Below are 22,354 nucleotides of genomic sequence, written 5' to 3'. Positions count from 1 at the left end.
ACGTCGCCGTGGACCTGACCGCGGGCATGCTGCCGGTGGTCGGCGCCAAGGTCTCGCTCCAGGCGCCGGACGGCTGGAAGGTGTCGGCGCCGCAGACCGTGCCCGTGCTGACCGCTGGGAACACCAAGCGGCTGCGCTTCTCGGTGACACCGCCCGCCGGGGTCACGGCGGGACAGACCGTGCTCACCGCACGGGCCGACTACCTGTCGTCGGCGCCCGGCCGGGTCGCCGTCCAGCCGTTCGCGGTCGCGGCGATGCCCGCGCCGCCGACGGTCGACACGTATGCCGGCGATCTGACCTGGCTGACCTCGACCAACGGCTGGGGGCCGCCGGAACGCGACCGCAGCAACGGCGAGTCGGGCGCGGCCGACGGGCACACGCTGACCCTGGACGGGACGACGTACGCCAAGGGCATCGGGGCGCACGCGGCCTCCGACGTCGAGGTGTACCTCGGCGGCCGGTGCTCGGTGTTCACCTCGGACGTGGGCATCGACGACGAGATCGACGGCTACGGCTCGGTGACCTTCTCCGTCGTCGCGGACGGCGTCACGCTGTGGACCTCGCCCGTGCTCACCGGGGCGTCGGCCACCGTGCCGGTGTCGGTACCGGTGACCGGGGCCCGGCACGTCCATCTGAAGATCACCCCGGCGGCGACGTCACTCAGCGGTGACCACGGGGACTGGGCAGGAGCGCGGTTCCACTGCGCGTGACCGGTTGAGGGTGAGGGGGGGCGCGCCGCGCACCCCCTCACCCCTGTCCGTCGCGCGGTCTACTCCTCGCGGCCGTCCCCGTCGCCGTCCGGGGCGTCCAGGTCGCCTTCCCCGTCCTTGGCGGCGTCGGTCTCCTTGCCGGCGTCGGCCTTGTCGTCGGCCTCGGCCTCGGCTACGGCGTCCTTGTCGGCGCCGTCGTCCGTATCGGTGTCCGTGCCCGCGCCCGCGCCGCTGTCCGGGTCCAGCCGCGGCGACTGCGCACGGTCCCGGAACTGCGGCACTCCGCCGTCGCCCTCGCTCGCGTACTCCCCGGCCTGCGGGTCGCGGCGGCGCAGATAGCGCTCGAACTCCTTGGCGATGGCCTCACCCGACGCCTCGGGCAGCTCCGCGGTGTCCCGCGCCTCCTCCAGCGTCTGGACGTACTCCGCGACCTCGCTGTCCTCGGCCGCGAGCTGGTCCACGCCGACCTGCCAGGCGCGCGCGTCCTCGGGCAGCTCGCCCTGCGGGATGCGCAGGTCGAGCAGGTCCTCAAGGCGGTTGAGCAGCGCCAGGGTGGCCTTGGGGTTGGGCGGCTGCGACACATAGTGCGGCACCGCCGCCCACAGGCTCACCGCGGGGATGCCCGCGTGCGTGCACGCCTCCTGGAGGATGCCGACGATGCCGGTCGGCCCCTCGTAGCGCGACTCCTCCAGATTGAGCGTCGTCGCCAGGTCGGGGTCCGAGGTCACCCCGGTGACCGGGACCGGCCGGGTGTGCGGGGTGTCGCCGAGCAGCGCGCCCAGCACCACGACCATCTCGACGCCCAGCTCGTGGGCGAAGCCCAGGATCTCGTTGCAGAACGAGCGCCAGCGCATGCTGGGCTCGATACCGCGGACCAGCACCAGGTCGCGGGGCTTGGGCGTCGTGATCCTGACGACCGAGAGCCGGGTGGTGGGCCATACGACCCGCCGTACCCCGGCGTCCATCCAGACCGTGGGGCGGTTCACCTGGAAGTCGTAGTAGTCCTCGGCGTCGAGTGCCGCGAAGACCTCGCCCTTGAACTCCCGGTCCATGTGCCCGACCGCGGTCGAGGCGGCGTCCCCGGCGTCGTTCCAGCCCTCGAACGCGGCCACCATGACCGGGTCGATCAGCTCGGGTACCCCCTCGAGCTCGATCACCCAGCGCCTCCTTCCGACCGGAGGGGGGCGGTGCCGTCCCCGTACCGGCTGCTGTTCCTGCACGTGCGGCACCAGCCTACGGCGTACCGAGGCCGGTGCCGTGGTTCTCGTAGCTGGATGATCCCCAGCGCGGCCCCCGATGAGTCACCGGCAGCGCCACCAGGTGAGACATCCGATCTGTTGCCCCACAAAGTTTGGCCCCGCCCCTGGACTTCCGGCCCCGCGCGCCGCTATACATCGGATCATCAAAAAAAGATCCGATGTCTCACGACGGGGGTGTGCATGAGTCCGACCATTACCGAGGTCGACGTGTACGACATCCGCTTTCCGACCTCGGAGCAGCTCGACGGCTCGGACGCCATGAACCCCGACCCCGACTACTCCGCCGCCTACGTCATGCTCCGTACGGACTCGCCCGGCGGCCTGGCGGGCTACGGTCTCTGCTTCACGATCGGGCGCGGCAACGACGTCGTCGCCGCGGCGATCAGGACACTGCGACCCTACGTGGTCGGCCGCTCGGTGGACAGTGTCACGGGTGATCTTGGCGGCTTCTACCGGCTGCTCACCCACGACTCCCAACTGCGCTGGCTCGGCCCGGAGAAGGGCGTGATGCACATGGCCGCCGGGGCGGTGGTCAACGCCGCCTGGGACCTGGCCGCCCGCCGGGCCGGACTGCCGGTCTGGGAACTGCTGGCCGGGATGAGCCCGGAACAGCTCGTGGACATGGTCGACTTCCGCTACCTCAGCGACGCCATGACCCGCGACGAGGCGCTGGAGATCCTGCGCCGCGCCGAGCCGGGCCGCGCCGAGCGCGCCGCGGAACTGCGCCGCCGCGGCTACCCCGCCTACACCACGGAACCCGGCTGGATCGGCTACTCCGACGACAAGTTGACCCGGCTGTCGAAGGAGGCCGTCGCCGCGGGCTTCCAGCAGATCAAGCTCAAGGTCGGCGGCGACCTCGACGACGACCTGCGCCGGATGCGGCTGGCCCGCGACGCGGTCGGCCCCGACATCAGGATCGCCGTCGACGCCAACCAGCGCTGGGACGTCTCCGACGCCGTGGAGTGGATGCGGGCGCTGGCGCCCTTCGACCCGTACTGGATCGAGGAGCCGACCAGCCCCGACGACGTCCTCGCGCACGCCGCGATCCGCGCGGGCCAGCCGGTGCCGGTCGCGACCGGCGAACACGTTGCCAACCGCGTGGTGTTCAAGCAGCTCCTCCAGGCCGGCGCGGTGGACTTCGTCCAGATCGACGCGGCCCGCGTCGCCGGGGTCAACGAGAACATCGCGATCCTGCTGCTCGCCGCCAAATTCGGCGTCCCGGTCTGCCCGCACGCCGGCGGCGTGGGCCTGTGCGAACTCGTCCAGCACCTGTCGATGTTCGACTACGTCGCCGTCTCCGGCACCTGGGACAACCGGGTGATCGAGTACGTCCCGCACCTGCACGAACACTTCACCGATCCCGTGGTGATGGACCACGGCCGATACCGCGCCCCTGCCGCGCCCGGCTTCTCCGCCCGTATGGTCCCGGAGTCGCTCGCCGACTACCGCTACCCGGACGGCCCGGTGTGGCAGGCGCGACAGGCCCGACAGGAGCTGACCCGATGAGCACCAGCGCCGATCCGACGCACGCCGCCTCCGCCGCCCAGGACCTCGCGGGCCTCACCGCCCTCGTCACCGGCGGCGCCTCCGGGATCGGCGCCGCCACCGCGGCGCTGCTGACCGCCCGCGGCGCGCGCGTCGCCGTACTCGACCGCGACACCGCGGGCGCGCCGAGCGGCACCGTCCCCGTCACCGCCGACGTCACCTCGGACGAGGACGTACGGGCCGCGGTCGGCGCGGCCGTCGCCGAACTCGGCAGCCTGCACATCGTGGTGAGCAACGCCGGGATCGGCGCCATCGGCACCGTCGAGGACAACCCGGACGACGAGTGGCAGCGCGTGCTGGACATCAACGTCCTGGGCATGATGCGGACCGCCCGCGCCGCCCTGCCGCACCTGCGCGAGGCCGCCGCCGCCCGGCCGGGCAGCGCCTCCATCACCCACACCTGCTCGATCGCCGCGACCGCGGGACTGCCGCAGCGGGCGCTGTACAGCGCGAGCAAGGGCGCGGTGCTCGCCCTCACCCTGGCGATGGCCGCCGACCACGTACGCGAGGGAGTACGGGTCAACTGCGTGAACCCCGGAACCGCCGACACCCCCTGGATCGGCCGCCTCCTCGACCAGGCCGACGACCCGGCCGCCGAGCGCGCGGCACTCGACGCACGCCAGCCCCTGGGACGGCTGGTGTCCGCCGACGAGGTCGCCGCGGCCATCGTCTACCTGGCGAGCCCCGCCGCGGCGAGCGTGACCGGAACCGCGCTCGCCGTCGACGGCGGAATGCAGGGACTGCGCCTGCGCCCCGCCGGGGGCTGAGCCGCCACCCCGGCTTCGGCGCACGGCAGCCGTCACCAAGCACGTCAGCTCCTCCGCACGTCAGCTCCTCCGCACGTCAGCTCCTCCGCACGTCAGCTCCTCCGTACCTCAGCTCCTCCGCACGTCAGCTCCTTCGCACCTCAGGCACCGCCCCCGCACCACATCCTCCGCAGAGCCGACACACAATTCGAAGGGCAGGGCTCGACGATGAGACTGCGCAGAACGACCGTGGCCGCCTGTGCCGCACTGCTCGCGGTCACCGCGCTCGCCGGTTGCAACCGGGGAAGCGACAGCAAGGCGGGCAGCTCCGGCAAGGTCGGCATCGACCTGCCGCGCTCCGACAGCGACTTCTGGAACTCGTACAACAGCTACATAGAAAAGGGCGTCAAGGCCGGTGACGTCTCGGCCCTGCCCCGCACCAACTCGCAGAACGACATCGGCAAGCTCGTCGCGAACGTGCAGAGCTTCGCCAACGAGGGCGCGAAGGCGATCGTGATGGCCCCGCAGGACACCGGCGCCATCGCCTCCACCCTGGAGCAGATGGCCAAGAAGAAGATCCCGGTGATCAGCGTCGACACCCGCCCCGACAAGGGCCCGGTGTACATGGTCGTCCGCGCGGACAACAAGGCGTACGGCACGAAGGCGTGCGAGTACCTGGGCGAACAGCTCAAGGGAAAGGGCAAGATCGCGGAGTTCGAGGGCGACCTGTCCTCGATCAACGGCCGGGACCGCTCGGAGGCGTTCGCCGCCTGCATGAAGAGCAAATTCCCGAACATCAAGGTGATCCCGCTGGTCACCAACTGGGACGGCGCCACCGCCTCGGCCAAGCTCCAGACCACGCTGGCCGCCGACCCGGACCTGAACGGCATCTACATGCAGGCCGGCGGTGTCTTCCTCCAGCCGACGCTCGCGCTGCTCCAGCAGAAGAACCTGCTCAAGCCGCCGGGCACGCCGGGACACATCACGATCATCTCCAACGACGGCATCCCCGAGGAGTTCAAGGCCATCAAGGCCGGGCAGATCGACGCCACCATCTCCCAACCCGCCGACCTGTACGCGAAGTACGCGCTGTACTACGCCAAGGAGGCGCTGGCCGGGAAGACCTTCCAGCCGGGCCCGACCGACCACGACTCCACGATCATCAAGATCCCCAACGGTCTTGAGGACCAGCTCCCCGCCCCGCTGGTCACCAAGGACAACGTGGACGACGCGAGCCTGTGGGCCAACCAGCTCGGGAAGAGCTGACCCATGGCCGAGGCCGTACCGCCCCCCGCGGTCCACGCGGAGGGCATCGTCAAACGGTTCGGGGCCACCGTGGCCCTGGACCGGGTGGGCATCACCGTCGCGGCCGGCGACTCGCACGCGCTCGTCGGCCGCAACGGGGCGGGCAAGTCCACCCTGGTCTCCGTGCTGACCGGGCTGCACGCCCCGGACGCCGGGCGGGTCTCCTTCCTCGGGAAGCCCGCCCCCGCGCCCGGCGACACCGCCGCCTGGCAGTCCAAAGTGGCCTGCGTCTACCAGAAGTCGATGGTCGTCCCCGATCTGACCGTCGCGGAGAATCTGTTCCTGAACAGATTCGGCCGCGGCCGGATCCGCTGGTCCGCGCTGCGCCGCCGGGCCCGCGACCTGCTCGCCGAGTACGGGGTCGACGTCGACCCGACCGCGCGGGCCGGTGATCTCACCGTCGAGCAGGGGCAGTTCGTGGAGATCGCGCGGGCGCTGTCCTTCGGCGCGCGCTTCATCATCCTGGACGAGCCCACCGCGCAGCTCGACGCGGCGGGCATCGAGCGGCTCTTCACCAAGCTGCGCGGCCTCCAACAGCAGGGCGTGGCCTTCCTGTTCATCTCGCACCACCTCCAGGAGGTCTACGACCTGTGCAGCACCGTCACGGTCTACCGTGACGCCCGCCATGTCCTGACCGCGCCCGTCGCCGAGTTGAGCAAGGCGGAACTGGTCGAGGCGATGACCGGTGAGGCGGCGCAGGCCGAACTGGCCTGGCACGCCCGGGGGTCGGCCGACGAGTCGGCGTCCAGGACGCTGTCCACCTCGCTGTCGGTGTCGGTCTCCAAGGGCGCCACGGACAGCGGGGACGCCGTCCTGCGCGCCGAAGGGCTCGTGCTCGACGGCGCCTTCGACAGCATCGACTTCGCCGTACGCCCCGGCGAGGTGCTGGGCCTGGCCGGGGCCACCGCCAGCGGCAACACCGCGCTCGGCGAGACCCTGGTCGGGCTGCGCAAGGCCACCGGCGGCCGGACCCTGGTCGCGGGCAAGGCCGTACGCCCCGGCAGCGTCCCGCACGCGCTCGGCGCCGGGATCGGCTACGTACCCGAGGACCGGCACCGGCAGGGCCTGGTGCTCGGCCGCAGCGTCGCGGAGAACGCCACCCTCACCGTGACCGACCAACTCGGCCCGTACGGCACGGTCCTGCCGTCCAGGACCAGGGAATTCGCACAGCGCATGATCAGCTCGCTGGACATCAAGACCTCGGGACCGGCCCAGCCGGTGGCCGACCTGTCCGGCGGCAACCAGCAGAAGGTCGTCATCGCCCGCGCCCTGGCCCGCGAGCCGCGCGTGCTGGTGGCCGTCCGGCCCACCGCGGGCGTGGACGTGAAGTCCAAGGACGCGCTGCTCGGCGTGGTCAGAGGCGTCGCGGACCGCGGCGACGCCGCCGTCATCGTCTCCGACGAACTGGACGACCTGCGGGTCTGCGACCGGGTGATCGCGCTCTTCCACGGGCGGGTGATCGCCGAGTTCGGCAGCGGATGGAGGGACCGGGACCTGGTCTCGGCCATGGAAGGGCTGCCCTCGGGCAGCGACGAGGGAGCCGAGGAATGAGTGACACCAGTCAGTTGACCGCCGATGTGGCGGTACCGGACAAGACCCGGCGGCCGGCGCCGCGTATCCAGCTCACCCGCTACCGGGACCTGTCCCTGCTGCCGGTGATCCTGCTGCTGGGCGTCATCGGCTTCATCGTGTCGCCCACCTTCCTGACCTCCGACAATCTCCTCGGCGTCCTCCAACAGTGCAGCGAGCTGAGCCTGTTGGTGCTCGGCGAGGCGATGATCCTGATCTCCGGCCGGATGGACCTGTCGCTGGAGTCCACCATCGGCGTGGCCCCCGTGATCGCCATGTGGCTGGTGATGCCGAGCACCGGCTCCGCCACCTACCACGGCATCGGGCTGCTGCCCGGCTGGTCCTCGATCCCGCTCTGCCTGCTGGTGGGCGTGCTCATCGGCGGCTTCAACGGATTCCTGATCCTGAAACTGCGGGTCAACGGCTTCATCGCCACCCTCGGCATGCTGACCATGCTCCGCGGCCTCCAGGACGGCATATCCCAGGGCAAGTCCATCGTCGAGGTGCCCGCGTCCTTCTCCTACCTCGGCGGCGCGTCCTGGCTCGGCGCCCCGGCCGCGGTCTGGATCTGCCTGGTGCTCTTCGTCCTCGGCGGCCTGGCGCTCGGCTATCTGCGGCACGGCCGGGCGCTCTACGCGATCGGCGGCAACAAGGAGGCGGCCCGCGCGGCCGGTATCCGGGTCGACCTCATCACCTGGGTCGTGCTCGCCGTCGCAGGCCTGCTCGCCGCCTTCGCCGGTGTGCTCTACGTCGGCCACTACGGCGCGATCTCCTCGACCCAGGGCAACGGCTGGATCTTCCAGGTCTTCGCCGCCACCGTGATCGGCGGCGTCAGCCTCAACGGCGGCAAGGGCACCCTCTTCGGAGCCCTGACCGGTGTCGTCGCGCTCCAACTCGTCGTGAACGTCACGACGCTGGGCGGTGTGCCGCCGCTGTGGGACAAGTTCCTCTACGGTGCGATCATCATCGTCGCGCTGATCATCTCCCGCTTCGCGAGCGGCGAGAAGCAGGACTGACCGGATACCCGAGGGAGGGAACGTCACCATGCCCGTACCGGTACTGCCCCGGCTCGGCCTCGGCTGCGCGCCGCTGGGCAACCTCTACCGCGCCGTCACCGAGGAGGAGGCCGAGGCCACCGTGGCCGCCGCCTTCGAGACGGGGGCCGCGGGGCCCGTGTACCTCGACACGGCGCCGCACTACGGCCTCGGCCGGTCCGAGGAACGGCTCGGCCGTGCACTGGCCGGACGGGACCGCTCCACGTACGTGCTCTCCACCAAGGTCGGCCGCAGGCTGCGCGACCTGCGGCCGGGCGAGGCCCCGGACGACCAGGGCTACACCGACTCCCCGGCCCGCGCGCGGGAGTGGGACTACACCGCCGACGGCATCCGCGCCACGCTGGAGGGTTCCCTGGAACGGCTCGGCGTGGACGCCGTCGACATCGTCTATCTGCACGACCCCGAGGACCACCTGCCGGAGATCTACGACACCGGCTTCGCCGCCCTGGCCGACCTGCGCGACCAGGGTGTGGTCAAGGCCATCGGCTTCGGCATGAACTACAGCGACATCCTCGCCCGCCTCGTCGCGGACCTCGATGTCGACGTCGTGCTGTGCGCGGGCCGCTGGACGCTGCTGGAACGCACCGCGCTGGACGACCTGCTGCCCGTCTGTGAACGGCGCGGTACGAAGGTCGTCGTGGGCGGCGTCTACAACTCGGGCCTGCTGGCCGACCCGCGACCCGGCGCGCACTACAACTACGTCGAAGCGCCACCGGAGATCCTGGCCCGCGCCCAGCACATCGCCGCCGTCTGCGCCGAGTTCGACGTCCCGCTGCGGGCCGCCGCGCTGCGCTACCCCTTCGCGCACCCCTCGGTGGTCTCGGCCGTGGTGGGCGCCGCCAACGCCGCCGAGGTGCGCGACAACGCGGAGCTGTTCTCGTACGACATCCCGGACGCGCTCTGGCACGCGCTGGTCACCCGCGGGCTGCTGGACAAGGACGCGCCGCTGCCGCTCAGGGCCCCCGCCGAGGGGGCCTGACCGGATGCGGATCGACGCCCACCACCATCTGTGGGACCTCGAACGGCGCCCCCAGCCGTGGCTGACCGGGGCTGAACTCGACCCCATCGCCCGGACGTTCCGCCTCGCGGAACTCCTTCCGCTGCTCGACGCGCACGGGATCGACGCCACCGTGCTCGTCCAGTCAAGCTCCTCGCTCGACGAGACCCGCGAACTCCTCGCCCTCGCCCGCGACTCCGGCGGCCGGGTCGCCGGGGTCGTCGGCTGGGCCGACCTCACCTCGCCCGAACTCCCCGGCACCCTGGCCGCGTTGGCCGCCCTCGGACCCCTGGTCGGCATACGGCACCAGGTCCAGGACGAGGCCGACCCCGGATGGCTGGCGCGCGCCGACGTCAGGTCCGGCCTCGCCGCCGTCGGCGCCGCGGGGCTCGTCTACGACCTGCTCGTCACCGTCGACCAGCTCCCCGCCGCCATCGACACGGTGCGGGCGCTCCCCGAGGTGCGGTTCGTCCTCGACCACGGCGCCAAGCCGCCGGTCGGCGGCGGGGGCTGGGAGCCGTGGGCCGCCTCCACGACCGAGCTGTCGGCGCTGCCGAACATCTCGTGCAAGCTCTCCGGGCTCGTCACGGAGGCCGACTGGCACCGGTGGCGCGTCGCCGACGTGCTGCCCTACGCCCGTCATCTCCTGGCCGCCTTCGGGCCCGACCGGGTCCTCTTCGGCTCCGACTGGCCCGTCTGCACCCTCGCCGCCGACTACTCCTCCGTCGTCGCCCTCGCCGAGGCCGCCCTCTCCCCTCTCACCCCCGCCGCCCGCGACGCCGTCCTCGGCCGCAACGCCGTTCGGCTCTACGCCCTGAACCTGCCCCCGTCGGGGCCCTGAGCCGGCGCCTTCACCTTGCGCAGGTAGGTCGAGCCCATAGGGGCCCGGCCCCGGTGCGGTTCTTGTGCCGGGGCGGCAGGCCGAGTTTTTAGGCGCGTGGCTCCGGACGGTTCCTTTGCCGGGGGGCCGGCCACGTGCTTTTAGGGGCGCTGGGGAGGGCGAATGCACAGGGTTCGCGCCCTCCCCCCTCCCGGAGGGCTAAAGCGTAGAGCGAAGCCACTGCTCGACGCTGGCGACATGCACCGTCGCCCACGAACGGGCAGCCTCGGCGTCGCGGTCGCGCAGGGCGGTGAGAATGGCCCGGTGCTCATGCAGCGTGCGGCTGACGGCGTCCACCTGGGTGATGCCGCGCCAGACGCGCGCGCGGGTGGTGGGCCCTGACAGACCGTCGAGCAGCGAGCAGAGCACGGAATTGCCCGAGCCCTGGACGATGCCGCGGTGGAACTCCAGGTCGGAGGCGACCAGTTCCTCGACGGACGGCTGCGGGCCGAGCGCGTCCAGCTTGCCTTCGAGGGCGTCCAGCTCCTCGACGGAGATGCGGACGGCGGCCATCGCGGTGGCGGCGGGTTCCAGGATGCGGCGGACCGCGAGGAATTCGAGCACGGTGTCGTCGCGGTGGAAGTCCACGACGAAACTGAGGGCTTCGAGCAGGAGCTGCGGGTCGAGGCTGGTGACGTAGGTGCCGTCGCCCTGGCGGACGTCGAGGATGCGGATCAGGGAGAGGGCGCGGACGGCCTCGCGCAGGGAGTTGCGGGACAGCCCCAGCTCGGCCGCGAGTTCGCTCTCCTTGGGGAGCCGGTCGCCCGGACGCAGCGCCCCGGAGACGATCATCTCCTTGATCCTCTCGATGGCCTCGTCGGTGACCGCCATCAGCGCCTCCCCTGTTCAGGTCCCGCCGCCGCCAGACCTCCGATGTATGAGGCCCCATTATGGGCCCGGCGCGCCGGAACGCCTAACAACGGCCGGAACCGGGCACAGCCGCCCGCGTACCGGCCGAACCGCCCCCCGTACGGGCTCAGCGGCTCGCGTACCGGCTGGGCGGTGCGCCGACCGCCGCGGTGAAGTCACGGGTCAGGTGCGCCTGGTCGGCATAGCCCAGGTCGGCGGCGAGCGCGGCCCAGTCGATGTCGGCGCCGCCGTCCGCGCGGGCCGCGGCCTCGTGCAGCCGGGCGCGGCGCAGCACCCACTTGGGGCTCGCCCCCACGTACTCCGCGAAGAGCCGCTGGAGGCGCCGCACGGGCAGGTCCAGCTCGCGGGCCAGCTCGTCCACCCGGAAGAACTGCGGGCCGGCGGTGATCCTCCCCCGCTCATCGGCCGGGGGGACACCCCTCTCGATTCTCTCGACCAGGTCCGCCACCTCGGCCACCACCGGGTCCTGCCGGGTGCCGGGCAGCAGCTCCAGCAGATACTCCTCGACCAGCGCCGTCATCGCCGCCAGGTCGTCCAGTGCCAGGATCTCCCGGCTCAGCGCCTCGACGGCCCTGGCCGGGCCGCCCAGCAGACCGGCCGCGGGCACCGCGCGGTCGGCCAGCTCCGCCACCGGCCCGTCGATGAACGGCCGGAAGGCGCCCGGCCGGAATTTCACCCCGAACACCTGGTCGCGCCCGTGCAGCACACGGCTGAACACCCCGCGCTGCACCCCGTACACCAGTGGCTCAGGGGCCTCGAAGACCAGATGGACATTGGGGTGGGCGAGCACCTTCTGCTCGTGGTCCGGCCGCCCGCGCAGGTCCCAGCGCGGATTCCAGTAGAAGTCGACCAGCGCCGCCAGCGCGGGCCGCGGCTGCTGCCGCCGTACCTCGACGCGTCCGGCCGCCGCGTCCGGCCTCAGCACCCCACGCCCCAGCCCGTGCCCGCTCATGCCCGTCACTGTAAACGCGGCCACTGACAACGGCGCGGCCACGCGACACGGGCCGGGTGTCGCGTTTCTTCAAGACCGCCGTCCCCGGTCGCGCCTAGCGTCGAGGGCATGAACTTCCACGCACAGATCGCCGACAGTGTCGCGGAGGCCGCCCGGGTCGCCGCCGGCGTCACCGACGACCAGCTCACCGGCCCCACGCCCTGTCCCGACTACGACACCCGCACCCTGATCAACCACTGGGTCGCCTACACCGGCCTCGGCATGGAGCTGCGCGCCCGCAAGGAGCCGCACCCCGCCGACCTCGGCGAGCGCGACTTCACCGCGGAGCCCGGCTGGGCCGCCGCCTACGCGCGGCAGCTCGACCGGGCCGCGGACGCGTGGGCCGACCCGGCCGCCTGGGAGGGCGAGCTGGACATGGGCGGCATGGCGATGCCCGCGAAGGACATCGCCGCAATGCTCTTCATGGAGCTGCTGCTGCACGGCTGGGACGTCGCCAAGGCCACCGGGCAGGAGTTCAGGGCCGACGAGAAGTCCGGCGCCCTGCTGCTGGCCGTCGTGCGCGAGCAGGCCGAGATGTTCCGGCAGTACAAGGGCTTCGCGGAACCGGTCGAACCGCCCGCCGGGGCCACCGACTTCGAAACCGCCGTCGCCCTGTCCGGCCGCGACCCATACTGGGCGGCATGATCCAGCACGACCTCATCGCCCGGGTACGGGACATGTGCCGCGCCGACGAACGCCTCGGCGCGGCACTGATGTACGGCTCCTTCGCCGCGGGGGAGGGCGACGCCCACAGCGACGTCGAATTCTGGCTCTTCTTCGACCCGGAGCGGCGCGCGGAAGTGGACCCCGAGCAGTGGTGCCGGGAGATCGCCCCGGCCAATCTGGTGCTGCTCAACGAATTCGGCAGCCATGTCGTGCTCTTCCCCGGCCCGGTGCGCGGTGAATTCCACTTCGCGACCACCGACGACATCCCGACGGTCGCCACCTGGCCCGCGCGCGGCGCCGCCGTCGAGCGGATGGTCGTCGTCGACCGCGAAGGGCTGCTGACGCCCGTGCTCGAAGCGGTGCCCGAGCACCCCGTGCTCCCCGCGGCGCCCGACGAGATCGCCGACCTGTGCGGCCGGTTCGCCAACTGGCTGGTGCTGGCGCTGCACGTCACCGCGCGCGGCGAGCACCTGCGCGCGCAGGACGCGCTCTGGCACGCGGCCCGCCATGTGCTGTGGATGGCCCGGCTCGCCGAGAACAGCACCGCGCACTGGCTGACGCCGTCGCGCGCCGCGGAGGCCGAGCTGCCCGCCCGTACGATCGCGGCCGTGGCAGAGGCCAACCCCGTGAGCCTCTGGCACGAGGGCCGCGACCGCTGGCTGACCCTGCTGCCCAGGACCGGCCGCCCCGCCCCGACCGCCCTGTTCGCCGAACTCGACCGCCTGACCGCCGAGACGGCCCAGCCCGCCGGTACGGACACGCCTGCCGGTACGGACACGCCTGCCGGGACGGAACCGCCCGCAGGGACGGCGGCCCCCACGCCCTAGTCCCGGCGAAGCACCCGCTCGACCCCTTCCCGTACCTCCGGCGTGTCGAGACCGCGGATCGTCAGCGTCGTCCGCCGCCGCAGCACGTCGTCCGCGCCCTGCGCCCACTCGTGGTCGCGGGCGTAGACGACCTGGGCCCAGATCTCCGGGGCGTCCGGGTGCACGCGCCGGGCCAGCTCCGGGTCCTCGTTGGCCAGCCGCGCGATGTCGAAGGCCAGCGAGCCGTAGTGGGTGGCCAGGTGCCTGGCGGTGTCGGCCGCCATGCGCGGTCCCGGCGCGTCGCCGTCGATGAGCAGCCGGTGGGCGACCGCGTCGGGGCTGGCGAAACCGGGCAGCGGGGCCCGGCGCGGCAGCGACGACATCGGCTCCATGTCGTCGGACAGCGGATGCCCGGGCAGCTCAGCCAGCTTGGTCATGACCGTGCGGCCGATGTGCCGGAAGGTGGTCCACTTGCCGCCCGCCACCGACAGCATGCCGCCCGTCCCCTCGGTGACGACCGTCTCCCGCTTGGCCTTCGAGGTGTCGCCGGGACCGCCGGGCAGCACCCGCAGACCCGCGAAGGAGTACGTGATCAGGTCGCGGGAGAGCTGCTGGTCGCGGACGGAGAAGGCCGCCTCGTCCAGGATCTGCGCGATGTCGGCCTCGGTGACCCGCACATCGGCCGGATCGCCCTCGTACACCTCGTCCGTGGTGCCGAGCAGCAGCATGTCCTCCCAGGGCAGGGCGAAGGTGATGCGGTACTTGTCGATCGGGGTGGCCAGCGCCGCCCGCCACGGCGAGTGCCGCTTGAGCACCAGGTGCGCGCCCTTGGACAGCCGGATCGACGGCGCCGCGGCCGGGTCCTCCATCCGCCGCAGGTGGTCCACCCACGGCCCGGTGGCGTTGAGCACCAGGCGCGCGTCGACGCCGAATTCGGTGCCGTCCACGCGGTCGCGCAGATCGGCGCCCGTGACCCGGCCCCGTGTGAAACGCAGCCCGGTGACCTCGGCGTGGTTGAGCACGGTCGCGCCCGCGTCGACGGCGGCCCGTACCGTCATCAGCGCCATCCGGGCGTCGTTCATCTGCCCGTCCTCGTAGACGGCGACCGCGCGCAGATTGTCGGTCCGCAGCTCGGGCACGTCCCGTGCGGCCTTGGCCGGGCTGATCACATGGCCGACGCCGTCGCGGAAGGCGGACAGCGCCGAGTACGCGAAGACGCCCGCGCCGAGCTTGGCCGCGCCGTGCGGGCCGCCCTTGTAGACCGGCAGATAGAAGGTGAGGGGGTTGGCCAGGTGCGGCGCGATGTCACGGGAGACCGCGCGCCGCTCCAGGTGGTTCTCCGCCACCAGCTTCACCGCGCCGGTCTGGAGGTAGCGCAGGCCGCCGTGGAGCAGCTTGGAGGAGGCGGAGGAGGTGGCCCCGGCGAAGTCACCGGCGTCCACCATGGCCACCCGCAGCCCCGACTGCGCGGCGTGCCAGGCGGTGGTGATGCCGAGGATGCCACCGCCGATCACCAGCAGGTCGTACGTGGCACGGCCGAGCAGATCCCGGGTCTCGGCCCTGCCGGGGTTGGCGCCTGCGGTCGGATGCGAACCCAGGGCGGGAACGCGCTGCGAGGTGGTCATGGGGTGAATCAGTGCTCCTCTGCGGTGCTCTCTTCGAGCCAGCCCATCGTGGCCTGCACGGCCTTGAGCCAGCTCTTGTACTCGCGGTCCCGCTGGGCCGCGTCCATGCGCGGGGTCCACTCGGCGGCGCGCCGCCAGTTGGCCCGCAGTGCCTCGGTGTCGGGCCAGAAGCCGACCGCGAGACCGGCCGCGTAGGCCGCGCCCAGGCAGGTGGTCTCGGCGACCATCGGGCGCACCACGGGCGCGTCCAGGAAGTCCGCCAGGGTCTGCATGAGCAGGTTGTTGGAGGTCATGCCGCCGTCGACCTTGAGGGCGGCCAGTTCGACGCCGGAGTCCTTGGTCATGGCGTCGGCGATCTCCCGTGTCTGCCAGGCCGTCGCCTCCAGCACGGCGCGCGCGATGTGCGCCTTGGTGACGTAACGGGTCAGCCCGGCGATCACCCCGCGCGCGTCGTCGCGCCAGTAGGGGGCGAACAGGCCGGAGAAGGCCGGTACGAAGTAGGCGCCGCCGTTGTCCTCGACGGACGAGGCCAGCGTCTCGATCTCGGCGGCGGTGCTGATCAGCCCCATCTGGTCGCGCATCCACTGCACCAGCGCGCCGGTGACGGCGATCGAGCCCTCCAGCGCGTAGACCGGCGCGTCGTCGCCGATCCGGTAGCCGACGGTGGTGATCAGGCCGTTGTAGGAGTTGACCGGGGTCTCACCGGTGTTCATCAGCATGAAGGTGCCGGTGCCGTAGGTGGACTTGGCCTCGCCCTCGGCGAAGCAGGTCTGCCCGAACAGCGCCGCCTGCTGGTCGCCGAGCGCGGAGGCCACTGGCACGCCGTCCAGCACGCCGCCGACCGTGCTGCCGTACACCTCGGCGGAGGAACGGATCTCCGGCAGTACGGCGGCGGGTACGCCGATCGACTCCAGGATCTTGTGGTCCCAGTCCAGGGTGCGCAGGTTCATCAGCAGGGTGCGGGAGGCGTTGGTGACGTCGGTGACGTGCCGGCCGCCGTTGACACCGCCGGTGAGGTTCCAGATCACCCAGGAGTCCATGGTGCCGAAGAGGATCTCGCCGCGCTCGGCGCGCTCGCGCAGTCCCTCGACGTTGTCCAGCAGCCAGCGGATCTTGGGCCCGGCGAAGTACGAGGCGAGCGGCAGGCCGGTCTCGCGGCGGAAGCGGTCCTGGCCGACGTTGCGGCCCAGTTCGCGGCAGAGCACGTCGGTGCGGGTGTCCTGCCAGACCAGCGCGTTGTGCACCGGCTCACCGGTGTTCTTGTCCCACAGCAGCGTGGTCTCGCGCTGGTTGGTGATGCCGATCGCCTTGACGTCGGCGGCGCTGAAGCCCTCGTTGTCCTGGGCGGCCTTGGCGATGGCGCCCTCGACCACCTCCTGGACATTGGTCCAGATCTCGGCGGCGTCGTGCTCCACCCAGCCCGGCTTGGGGAAGATCTGCTCGTGTTCCTTCTGGTCGACGGCGACGATCCGGCCGTCCCGGTCGAAGACGATGCAGCGGCTCGACGTCGTGCCCTGGTCGATCGCGGCGATGAACGGGCCGGTGCCGTGCGAGTGGGTGCCGGCGGCGGTGGTGTCGGTCACGTGGTGCTCCTCGGGATCTGCGCGGGGGAAGTGGCTGCGGGGGAGTGGACGTGGCGGTCTCGCGGCGGCCCTACGTGAAGGCGAGCTTGTACAGGCCGCCGGCTATCGCGGCGCCGGCCAGCGGGCCCAGCACCGGGATCCACGCGTAGCTCCAGTCCGAGCCGCCCTTGTTGGGCAGCGGCAGAAGGCTGTGCACGATACGCGGGCCGAGGTCGCGGAACGGGTTGATCGCGTACCCGGTGGGGCCGCCGAGCGACAGGCCGATACCGACGACGAGGAGCGCGGTGAGCAGGATGCCGGTGCCGTTGAGCGCGAGTCCGGTCGTCATGCCCTGGGTGAGGATGAAGAGCACCAGGACGGCGGTGCCGATGACCTCGGTGAGGAGGTTCTGCACCGGGTTCCGTATCTCGGGTCCGGTGGAGAAGATGCCGAGCACGGGTCCCGCGGGCTGCCCCTTGCGGTCGGTCTCCGGACCCTCGGGGGAGGTCGTGCCCCCGCCGACGATCTCGGGGTCGGTCAAGTGCGCCTGGAACTGGCCCATGTAGGCCACCCACACCAGGAAGGCGCCGATCATCGCGCCGAGCAACTGCCCCATCAGGTAGAAGGGCACGGTGTGCCATACACCGGTCTTGATCGCCACGCCGAGGGTGACCGCCGGGTTGAGCTGGCCGCCCGAGTAGCCGTTGGCGATGTAGGCGCCGCCGAGCACCGCGAATCCCCAGCCGAAGGAGATGGCGACCCAGCCCGCTCCCCGGGCCTTCGACTTCTTGAGCGTGACGGCGGCGCAGACGCCGCCACCGAGCAGGATGAGCACGGCGGTGCCGAAGGTCTCGCCGATGAAGATATGGCCGTTGGACACAGCGACTCCTTTGTCCAAGTGTCTTTACGTCAGGGCACGGGCGACCCGGATCGCGTCCGGCGTTCGACAATGTCGACCGTACAGCGAATATTTTCTCCCCGGGAGCGGCAGGTCAAGAGGCGTGGACTGTGAAACGCGGAAAGAAGGCCGCGCGGGCGCGGCGTCGAGGGCCGGGTGCGGGCGGGGCGGATCAGAAGCGGGCGGCGCCCAGATCGCGGGAGACGGCGCGGGCGCAGTCCCGTACCGCCGCCACCAGCCGGGCCTGGATGCCGCCCTCGTCGCAGACCCGTTCCACGGCGCCGGTGATGCCCACCGCGCCCACCGGCATCCGCCGCCGGTCGTAGACGGGCGCCGCGACCGAGGCCACGCCCTCCCACGTCTCCTCCAGGTCGGCGGCCCAGCCCCGCGCCCTGGTGAGGTCCAGCAGGGCCTCGAAATCGGTGATGTCGGTGACGGTGCGCGCGGTGAGCGAGGCCCGCTCGTGCTCGGTCACCTCGTTGTGCGCCACCGGGTCGAAGGCGGACAGCACCTTGCCGAGCGCGGTGCTGTGCAGCGGGTGCATCGCGCCCACCTCCAGCGCCTGGCGGCTGTCGTCCGGCCGGAAGACGTGGTGCACGATCAGCACGCCGTCCTGGTGCAGCACCCCGAGATACGCCGCCTCGCCGCTGGACCTGGCCAGGTCGTCGGTCCACACCAGCGCGCGGGCCCGCAGTTCGTGCACGTCCAGATAGCTGTTGCCCAGCCGCAGCAGTTCCGCGCCGAGCTGGTACTTGCCGGAGACCGGCTCCTGTTCGACGAAGCCCTCCTGCTGGAGGGTGCGCAGGATGCCGTGCGCGGTGCCCTTGGCCAGGCCGAGCGACGAGGCCACGTCGGTGAGCCCCAGCCGGCGCTCACCGCCGGCCAGCAGCCGCAGAATCGCCGCCGCGCGTTCCAGCGACTGGATGGGACCTGGCATCGGCGGCACTCCAAGCAGAGGGGGTGTCATGATCGGCGGTCGACAATGTCGACCGTCATCATCTCAGAGATGATTCTGGCACCACGGTCCGCCCATCGGAATGCCTTCGAGCCCGGACGGTGCGGCCCGCTAGGCTGGCCGGGTGCGTGTCCCGCCGCCCTCCGATCCGTCGGCGCCGACGGGGAACGCATAGCCGACAGCCGTCGCATCCCAGGGAGCACGTTCCATGGCCTCGCTTTCTCCGTCGTCCCCTACGTCTGGTACGTCCGGTTCCTCCCCATCGGAGACGAACACGGCACCGACGCGTACGTCCCCGACCGCGTCGCCGATGGACGCACCCCGCGCCGCCGCCCTCCGCGAGGCGCTCGCCTCCCGCGTGGTCGTCGCCGACGGCGCCATGGGCACCATGCTCCAGGCGCAGGACCCGACGCTCGACGACTTCCAGCAGCTCGAAGGCTGCAACGAGATCCTGAACATCACCCGCCCCGACATCGTGCGCTCGGTCCACGAGGCGTACTTCTCGGTCGGCGTGGACTGCGTCGAGACCAACACCTTCGGCGCCAACCACTCCGCGCTCGGCGAGTACGACATCCCCGAGCGGATCCACGAACTGTCGCAGGCCGGCGCCCGCCTGGCCCGCGAGGTCGCCGACGGCTTCGCCGCCGACGGCCGCCCGCGCTGGGTGCTCGGCTCGATGGGCCCCGGCACCAAGCTGCCGACGCTCGGCCACGCCCCGTACGCCGTACTGCGCGACGGCTACGAGGCCAACGCGGCGGGGCTGATCGCGGGCGGCGCCGACGCGCTGATCATCGAGACCACCCAGGACCTGCTCCAGACCAAGGCGGCCGTGATCGCGGCCCACCGCGCGATGGCGTCGGCCGGGGTGAGCCTGCCGCTGATCTGTTCGGTGACCGTGGAGACCACCGGCACCATGCTGCTCGGCTCGGAGATCGGTGCGGCGCTCACCGCGCTCGAACCCCTCGGCATCGACATGATCGGCCTCAACTGCGCGACCGGACCGGCCGAGATGAGCGAGCACCTGCGCTATCTCGCCCGGCACTCGCGTATCCCGCTGTCCGCCATGCCCAACGCGGGCCTGCCGGTGCTCACCAAGGACGGCGCGCACTACCCGCTCACGGCCTCGGAACTGGCCGACGCGCACGAGACGTTCGCCCGCGAGTACGGCCTGTCCCTGGTCGGCGGCTGCTGCGGCACCACGCCCGAGCACCTGCGGCAACTCGTGGAGCGCGTCGGCGGCCAGGACCTGCACCCGCGCAGGCCGCGCCCGGAGGCGGGCGCCGCCTCCCTCTACCAGACGGTCCCCTTCCGCCAGGACAGCTCGTACCTGGCGATCGGCGAGCGCACCAACGCCAACGGCTCCCGCAAATTCCGCGACGCGATGCTGGAGGGCCGCTGGGAGGACTGCGTGGAGATGGCCCGCGACCAGATCCGCGAGGGCGCCCACCTGCTCGACCTGTGCGTGGACTACGTGGGCCGGGACGGCGTCGCCGACATGGCCGAGGTCGCCGGGCGCTTCGCCACCGCCTCCACCCTGCCGATCGTGCTCGACTCCACCGAGGTGGACGTCCTGCGGGCGGGACTGGAGAAGCTGGGCGGCCGGGCGGTGCTCAACTCCGTCAACTACGAGGACGGCGACGGCCCCGAGTCCCGGTTCGCCAAGGTGACCGCGCTCGCCCAGGAGCACGGCGCCGCGCTGATCGCGCTCACCATCGACGAGGAGGGCCAGGCCCGTACCGTTGAGAAGAAGGTCGGGATCGCCGAGCGGCTGATCGACGACCTGACCGGCAACTACGGAATCAACGAGTCGGACATCCTGATCGACTGCCTGACCTTCACCATCTGTACCGGCCAGGAGGAGTCCCGCAAGGACGGCGTCGCCACCGTCGAGGCGATCCGCGAGCTGAAGCGCCGCCACCCCGACGTGCAGACCACCCTCGGCCTGTCGAACATCTCCTTCGGCCTCAACCCGGCCGCGCGCGTGGTGCTCAACTCGGTCTTCCTCGACGAGTGCGTCAAGGCGGGCCTGGACTCGGCGATCGTGCACGCCTCCAAGATCCTGCCGATCGCCCGGATCCCCGAGGAACAGCGCGAGGTCGCGCTCGACCTGATCCACGACCGGCGGCGCGAGGGCTACGACCCGCTGCAACGCCTGATGGAGCTGTTCGACGGCGTCGACAACAAGTCGCTGAAGGCCAGCCGCGCCGAGGAACTGCTGGCGCTGCCGCTGGACGAGCGGCTCCAGCGCCGGATCATCGACGGCGAGAAGAACGGCCTGTCCGCCGACCTGGACCAGGCGCTGGCCGAGCGGCCCGCCCTGGACATCGTCAACGAGACGCTGCTCGCGGGCATGAAGGTGGTCGGCGAGCTGTTCGGCTCGGGCCAGATGCAGCTTCCGTTCGTGCTCCAGTCCGCCGAGGTGATGAAGACGGCGGTGGCGTATCTGGAGCCGCACATGGAGAAGTCGGACGACGAGGGCAAGGGCACCATCGTGCTGGCCACCGTGCGTGGCGACGTCCACGACATCGGCAAGAACCTGGTCGACATCATCTTGTCCAACAACGGCTACAACGTCGTCAACCTCGGCATCAAGCAGCCGGTCTCGGCGATCCTGGACGCCGCGCAGGAGCACCGCGCCGATGTGATCGGCATGTCGGGCCTGCTGGTGAAGTCCACGGTGATCATGAAGGAGAACCTGGAGGAGCTGAACCAGCGCGGCCTGTCCGCCGACTTCCCGGTGATCCTCGGCGGCGCCGCCCTGACCCGCGCCTATGTGGAGCAGGACCTGCACGAGATCTACGAGGGCGAGGTCCGCTACGCCCGCGACGCGTTCGAGGGCCTGCGGCTGATGGACGCGCTGATCGGCGTCAAGCGCGGCGTGCCCGGCGCGGCGCTGCCGGAGCTGAAGCAGCGCCGGGTGCCCAAGCGCGAGCAGCCGGAGCCGGACGGACCGGACAAGGCGGTCAACCTCGGCCAGATCCGCTCCGACGTCGCGGTCGACAACCCCGTCCCCACCCCGCCGTTCTGGGGCAGCCGGGTCGTCAAGGGCATCCAGCTCGCCGACTACGCGTCCTGGCTGGACGAGGGCGCCCTGTTCAAGGGCCAGTGGGGCCTGAAGCAGGCCCGCTCGACCGGTCCGACGTACGAGGAGCTGGTGGAGTCCGAGGGCCGGCCGCGGCTGCGCGGGCTGCTGACCAGGATGCAGTCCGAGGGCCTGCTGGAGGCCGCCGTGACCTACGGCTACTTCCCGTGCGTGTCCAAGGGCGACGACCTGATCGTGCTGCGCGAGGACGGCACCGAGCGCACCCGCTTCACCTTCCCCCGCCAGCGCAGGGGGCGGCAGCTCTGCCTCGCGGACTTCTTCCGGCCCGAGGAGTCCGGTGAGACCGACGTGGTGGGCTTCCAGGTCGTCACCGTCGGCAACCGGGTCTCCGAGGCGGCCAACGAGCTGTTCGCGACCGACTCCTACCGGGACTACCTGGAGCTGCACGGCCTGTCCGTGCAGCTCGCGGAGGCACTCGCGGAGTACTGGCACGCGCGGGTCCGCTCGGAGCTGGGCTTCGCCGGCGAGGACCCGGACGAGGTCGAGGACATGTTCGCGCTGAAGTACCGCGGCGCGCGCTTCTCGCTGGGCTACGGGGCCTGCCCCGACCTGGAGGACCGGGCGAAGATCGCGGACCTGCTGGAGCCGGGCAGGATCGGCGTGGAGCTGTCGGAGGAGTTCCAGCTGCACCCCGAGCAGTCCACCGACGCGATCATCATTCACCACCCGGAGGCCAAGTACTTCAACGCGCGTTGAGCGCGGCTCACCAGCGAGTCGTACACTTGACGGTCCGGCAGAGGCCGGTCGCCTTCCCGTCCGCGGGACGCGGCGACCGGCCTTTGTGTCCCCCGGAAACGGGACGGGCCGGCGCG

Annotated in this window: 18 protein-coding genes; 11 read left to right on the top strand and 7 right to left on the bottom strand. The window is 71.6% G+C overall.

Annotation, left to right across the window (positions count from 1 at the left end; translation table 11 throughout):
• Nucleotides 1-8: 8 nt before the first annotated feature.
• Nucleotides 9-710 carry an NPCBM/NEW2 domain-containing protein gene (locus ACFZBB_RS31015; protein WP_391129368.1) on the top strand — a complete coding sequence of 234 codons (702 nt, stop codon included), beginning with the start codon at nucleotides 9-11 and terminating at the stop codon, nucleotides 708-710.
• Between the two features lie 59 nt (nucleotides 711-769).
• Here ACFZBB_RS31015 and ACFZBB_RS31010 read toward each other — a convergent pair whose 3' ends face one another.
• Nucleotides 770-1,867 (bottom strand): PAC2 family protein, encoded by a 1,098-nt coding sequence (locus ACFZBB_RS31010; RefSeq protein WP_391129365.1) that lies wholly within the window; start codon nucleotides 1,865-1,867, stop codon nucleotides 770-772.
• Nucleotides 1,868-2,149: 282 nt separating this feature from the next.
• Between ACFZBB_RS31010 and ACFZBB_RS31005 the strand changes: the two genes are divergently transcribed.
• The 7 genes from ACFZBB_RS31005 (at nucleotide 2,150) to ACFZBB_RS30975 (ending at nucleotide 10,027) form a co-directional block, all read left to right on the top strand.
• Nucleotides 2,150-3,475, top strand: a complete 1,326-nt coding sequence (locus ACFZBB_RS31005) for an enolase C-terminal domain-like protein (protein WP_391129362.1) — start codon at nucleotides 2,150-2,152, stop codon at nucleotides 3,473-3,475.
• Entirely contained in the window at nucleotides 3,472-4,281 is an 810-nt protein-coding gene (locus ACFZBB_RS31000) for an SDR family oxidoreductase (RefSeq protein WP_391129359.1), read from the top strand. Before ACFZBB_RS31005 ends, ACFZBB_RS31000 begins: the two co-directional genes overlap by 4 nt.
• A 207-nt stretch (nucleotides 4,282-4,488) precedes the next feature.
• Complete coding sequence (locus tag ACFZBB_RS30995; protein ID WP_391129356.1) at nucleotides 4,489-5,526, top strand: substrate-binding domain-containing protein; 1,038 nt, start codon at nucleotides 4,489-4,491, stop codon at nucleotides 5,524-5,526.
• Between the two features lie 3 nt (nucleotides 5,527-5,529).
• Entirely contained in the window at nucleotides 5,530-7,116 is a 1,587-nt protein-coding gene (locus tag ACFZBB_RS30990) for an ATP-binding cassette domain-containing protein (RefSeq protein WP_391129353.1), read from the top strand.
• Nucleotides 7,113-8,150 (top strand): ABC transporter permease, encoded by a 1,038-nt coding sequence (locus ACFZBB_RS30985; protein ID WP_188282963.1) that lies wholly within the window; start codon nucleotides 7,113-7,115, stop codon nucleotides 8,148-8,150. The genes ACFZBB_RS30990 and ACFZBB_RS30985 overlap by 4 nt, the downstream gene beginning before the upstream one ends.
• A gap of 28 nt (nucleotides 8,151-8,178) precedes the next feature.
• A complete protein-coding gene (locus ACFZBB_RS30980; protein WP_391129350.1) occupies nucleotides 8,179-9,168 on the top strand; it encodes an aldo/keto reductase in 990 nt (329 codons plus the stop codon).
• Between the two features lie 4 nt (nucleotides 9,169-9,172).
• Complete coding sequence (locus tag ACFZBB_RS30975) at nucleotides 9,173-10,027, top strand: amidohydrolase family protein (RefSeq protein WP_391129347.1); 855 nt, start codon at nucleotides 9,173-9,175, stop codon at nucleotides 10,025-10,027.
• Nucleotides 10,028-10,225: 198 nt separating this feature from the next.
• Here ACFZBB_RS30975 and ACFZBB_RS30970 read toward each other — a convergent pair whose 3' ends face one another.
• Together ACFZBB_RS30970 and ACFZBB_RS30965 are read right to left on the bottom strand one after the other, a co-directional pair.
• Entirely contained in the window at nucleotides 10,226-10,897 is a 672-nt protein-coding gene (locus tag ACFZBB_RS30970; protein ID WP_355333046.1) for a FadR/GntR family transcriptional regulator, read from the bottom strand.
• A gap of 145 nt (nucleotides 10,898-11,042) precedes the next feature.
• On the bottom strand, nucleotides 11,043-11,888 hold the full coding sequence (locus ACFZBB_RS30965; protein ID WP_391129344.1) for a DUF6597 domain-containing transcriptional factor: 846 nt from the start codon (nucleotides 11,886-11,888) through the stop codon (nucleotides 11,043-11,045).
• Between the two features lie 108 nt (nucleotides 11,889-11,996).
• Here ACFZBB_RS30965 and ACFZBB_RS30960 point away from each other — a divergent pair, with 108 nt between their 5' ends.
• Nucleotides 11,997-12,572 (top strand): TIGR03086 family metal-binding protein, encoded by a 576-nt coding sequence (locus tag ACFZBB_RS30960; RefSeq protein ID WP_391129341.1) that lies wholly within the window; start codon nucleotides 11,997-11,999, stop codon nucleotides 12,570-12,572.
• Entirely contained in the window at nucleotides 12,569-13,420 is an 852-nt protein-coding gene (locus ACFZBB_RS30955) for a hypothetical protein (protein WP_391129338.1), read from the top strand. The genes ACFZBB_RS30960 and ACFZBB_RS30955 overlap by 4 nt, the downstream gene beginning before the upstream one ends.
• On the opposite strand, the gene ACFZBB_RS30950 is transcribed toward ACFZBB_RS30955, so the two are convergent.
• From ACFZBB_RS30950 to ACFZBB_RS30935, 4 genes are all read right to left on the bottom strand, one after another.
• A complete protein-coding gene (locus ACFZBB_RS30950; RefSeq protein WP_391129335.1) occupies nucleotides 13,417-15,024 on the bottom strand; it encodes an FAD-dependent oxidoreductase in 1,608 nt (535 codons plus the stop codon). The genes ACFZBB_RS30955 and ACFZBB_RS30950 overlap by 4 nt on opposite strands.
• Nucleotides 15,025-15,032: 8 nt before the next feature.
• On the bottom strand, nucleotides 15,033-16,607 hold the full coding sequence (gene glpK / locus ACFZBB_RS30945; protein ID WP_391129332.1) for a glycerol kinase GlpK: 1,575 nt from the start codon (nucleotides 16,605-16,607) through the stop codon (nucleotides 15,033-15,035).
• 70 nt (nucleotides 16,608-16,677) lie between these two features.
• Nucleotides 16,678-17,466, bottom strand: a complete 789-nt coding sequence (locus ACFZBB_RS30940; protein WP_188282971.1) for an MIP/aquaporin family protein — start codon at nucleotides 17,464-17,466, stop codon at nucleotides 16,678-16,680.
• 190 nt (nucleotides 17,467-17,656) lie between these two features.
• Nucleotides 17,657-18,421: an IclR family transcriptional regulator C-terminal domain-containing protein gene (locus ACFZBB_RS30935; protein WP_391129329.1), complete on the bottom strand. Its 765-nt coding sequence runs from the start codon at nucleotides 18,419-18,421 to the stop codon at nucleotides 17,657-17,659.
• Between the two features lie 328 nt (nucleotides 18,422-18,749).
• On the opposite strand from ACFZBB_RS30935, the gene metH reads away from it, so the two are divergent.
• Entirely contained in the window at nucleotides 18,750-22,238 is a 3,489-nt protein-coding gene (gene metH / locus ACFZBB_RS30930) for a methionine synthase (RefSeq protein ID WP_391129326.1), read from the top strand.
• Nucleotides 22,239-22,354: the final 116 nt, after the last annotated feature.

It is taken from the genome of Streptomyces sp. NPDC008139 (assembly GCF_042957025.1).
Lineage (GTDB): Bacteria > Actinomycetota > Actinomycetes > Streptomycetales > Streptomycetaceae > Actinacidiphila.
Note: the sequence above shows the minus strand (reverse complement) of the source record. Positions and strands in the feature narration are given on the sequence as shown.